Here is a 2,274-nt window from a genome sequence, read left to right on the forward strand (position 1 = left end):
GGTTAAAGGCAGAGATTAGCTACACCTGAAATCTAATGACTGATGGTTCAATACAACCGCGCGGCATAAAGCCGCGCCTACGCTTTAAAGCATAGGAGCTAGGCTTTAGGCTCTAGCTCCTAGTCACTTCCCTAGCACCTTTGTCTTCCTAGCACCTTTAATCTTTTAGCGGTGGCAAGCCACTCGCCTACAAGTGATTTAACATCGAGGCAAACCTTAACACCTTAGGCGTTGAGCTTGCTGACGCGTGTTCGTTAACACATTTATGAATAAATCAATTAAACAATTTTTACCACCGAGAGCACCGAGGCGCTTCGCGCTATACCGAGAAAGTAAAGTTAAGCCTAGCACCTTTAAACTCTTTCGCGGCTAAAGCCGGCCCCTACGATAAATTTACACCCTGTAGGAAATGGCTTTAGCCATGATTTTTTTAAACCCGCGGCATAAAGCCCCGCCTACTCTTAACCCTAACACTGTGCTTGGTTTAATCTCTACCTAAAACCTAACACCTAGTACCTTTGTCTTCCTAGCACCTAGTCACTTCCCTAGCACCTTTGTCTTCCTAGCACCTTTAACCTTTTAGCGGTGGCAAGCCACTCGCCTACAAGCGATTTAACACCGAGATGAACCTTAACACCGTAGGCGTTAAGCTTGCTGACGCATAAACACCGAGCCACATTTAAAACATAGGAACTAGGTTTTAGGCTATAGGTCCTAGTCACTTCCCTAAAACCTAATACCTTTGTCTTCCTAGCACCTAGTCACTTCCCTAATACCTTCAACCTTTTAATTTGACATTTTTTATCCTAACCTTGTTTCTAATTTGTATAATTTAATCAACAAGGATCAACCATGAAAATTACCCATCATGGAGCGGTGAATGGGGTTACGGGGTCATGCCATCAGTTGGATTATGATCAACACTCATCGGTGTTAATTGACTGTGGACTTTTTCAAGGGGAAGACGCAGGGCCAAGTTTAGCTATCGACTTTGATATCTCTACTGTCACAGCGCTGATTGTTACGCATTGTCATATTGACCACGTTGGCCGCATACCTTACTTATTTGCTGCTGGTTTCTCTGGCCCTATTTTTACTTCGAAGGCATCGGCGAGTCTATTGCCATTAGTGATTGAAGATGCACTTAAAGTCGGGGTAACGCGAGATCAAAAAATTATTAACGCCTGTTTAAGCTTACTTGCCAAGCGTATTGTCGCTATCGAATTTAATAGCTGGTTTGACTTACCAACCACCAGCAACAAGCCCACCGCGAAAGCTCGCTTACAGCGTGCCGGGCATATTTTAGGCTCCGCCTATGTTGAAATAGATATAAAAACTAAAACTAGCAAGGGAAATTCCCATCGCGTAGTATTTTCTGGTGACCTAGGAGCGCCGCATACTCCGCTACTGCCTTCCCCCAAAGCGCCTTACAAAGCCGATACTTTAGTGATCGAGTCAACCTATGGTGATAAAAACCATCAAGGCCGAAAAGAACGCACGCAAACACTGAAAAAGGTGATTGAAAAAGCCGTTGCCGATAATGGCATTGTACTTGTGCCAGCGTTTAGCATTGGCCGTACGCAAGAGTTACTGTACGAACTGGAGCAAATAATTCACAACGCAGCTAAAAATTCGCCATGGCAAAGCATAGAGGTCATTGTGGACTCCCCTATGGCAGCTAACTTCACCACAGAATATCGAAAATTTAAAACCCTCTGGGACGATGAAGCAAAAAAACGCTTAGCCAAAGGTCGCCATCCATTAAACTTTGCGCAGTTGCATACTATCGACAGCCACCAAGAGCATATTGCCGTAATTAATTACCTAAGCAAACGCAAACAACCCGCGATTATTCTTGCCGCCAGTGGCATGTGCACCGGCGGGCGAATTGTGAATTATCTAGAGCGATTTTTACCTGATGAAACTACCGATGTGATTTTTGTTGGCTACCAAGGCCGTGGCACGCTCGGCCGAGATATTCAAACCTATGGACCAAGTAATGGTTATGTGCATATTAATGACCATAAAATCACCATTAACGCAGCAGTACACACAATCAGCGGCTACAGTGCTCATGCAGATCAAAACGGCTTAATAAAATTTGTAACAGGTATGCGTAAAAAGCCCAGCCATATAAAAATAGTGCACGGTGATGATAACGCCAAAAATGCGCTAGCAGCAAAATACAAAGAAGTATTAGGAGATAAGGTGAAGGTTGAGATTGGAAAATGAGGGGGGGTTAGGGGTTAGGTTTTAGGTTTTAGGTTTTAGGTG

Annotated in this window: 1 protein-coding gene; it reads left to right on the plus strand. The window is 44.1% G+C overall.

All coding sequences use genetic code 11. The annotated features are described in order from the left end of the window. The first annotated feature begins 852 nt into the window (after window positions 1-852). Window positions 853-2,232, plus strand: coding sequence for an MBL fold metallo-hydrolase RNA specificity domain-containing protein (locus tag H5182_RS21875; RefSeq protein WP_182760643.1), 1,380 nt, complete (start codon window positions 853-855; stop codon window positions 2,230-2,232). Window positions 2,233-2,274: the final 42 nt, after the last annotated feature.

The organism is Pseudoalteromonas sp. SG44-17 (assembly GCF_014164235.1).
Classification (GTDB): Bacteria; Pseudomonadota; Gammaproteobacteria; order Enterobacterales; family Alteromonadaceae; genus Pseudoalteromonas; species Pseudoalteromonas rhizosphaerae.

Excerpts from the sequence above, each read along its gene's own strand:
- H5182_RS21875 (WP_182760643.1), top strand. The coding sequence starts at position 853 with ATGAAAATTACCCATCATGGAGCGGTGAATGGGGTTACGGGGTCATGC.